We start from the raw sequence: 1,023 nt of genomic DNA on the forward strand, positions 1-1,023 counted from the left end.
GCCCTGGCCGAGCGGGCGCTCAACGCCGAGATGGACCATCATCTGGCGGGCGAGGACGCCGGCAACAGCCGTAACGGCTACGGCCGCAAGACGGTCACGACCGAGACGGGCCGGATCGAACTGGCGATCCCCCGCGACCGGCAGGCGACGTTCGATCCGCAGCTGATCGCCCGCTATCAGCGCCGCTTTCCGGGCTTCGACGACAAGATCGTGTCGCTGTACGCCCGCGGCATGAGCACCCGAGAGATCGTCGGGCACCTGCGTGAGCTCTACGGGATCGAGGTCTCACCCGACCTGATCAGCACGGTGACCGACGCGGTGCTGGAGGAGGTCGCCGCCTGGCAGGCCCGGCCGTTGGAGCCGGTCTACCCGCTCGTGTTCTTCGACGCCTTGCGGATCAAGGTGCGCGACGAGGGCCTCGTCCGGAACAAGGCCGTGCACATCGCGCTCGGCGTGCGCGCCGACGGATCCAAGGAGATCCTCGGCCTGTGGCTGGAGCAGAACGAGGGCGCCAAATTCTGGCTGCGGGTCATGAACGAGCTCAGGAACCGCGGCGTCGAAGATGTGCTCCTTGCCGTGGTCGATGGGCTGAAGGGCTTCCCCGACGCGATCCCGGGCGGTCTTCCCCGACGCGATGGTCCAGACCTGCATCGTCCACCTGCTGCGCCACAGCCTCGACTTCGTCTCCTACAAGGATCGCAAAGCGGTGGCGGTCGCGCTCAAGGACATCTATCGCGCGCTCGACGCCACAGCCGGCGAGACGGCCTTGGTTGCCTTCGAGGCGAGCGAGTGGGGCCGGAAGTACCTGGCCATCGGCCAGAGTTGGCGGCGGGCCTGGAGTGAGGTCGTGCCGTTCTACGCGGTCCCTGGCGACGTCGGCCGGATCCTCTACACGACGAACGCCATCGAGGCCTTGAACGCCACGCTACGCCGGGCCGTGCGCGCCCGGGGCCACTTCCCGACCGACGAGGCCGCGCTGAAGCTGCTCTACCTGGTCTTGAACCGCTCCGAGAAGGCGTGGAA

Annotated in this window: 1 pseudogene; it reads left to right on the top strand. The window is 67.9% G+C overall.

The window, feature by feature from the left end:
• Positions 1-1,023 (top strand): annotated as a pseudogene (locus FV226_RS27585) (IS256 family transposase); the annotation flags it as partial.

Origin of the sequence: Methylobacterium sp. WL12 (genome assembly GCF_008039475.1) — a bacterium.
Classification (GTDB): Bacteria; Pseudomonadota; Alphaproteobacteria; order Rhizobiales; family Beijerinckiaceae; genus Methylobacterium; species Methylobacterium cerastii.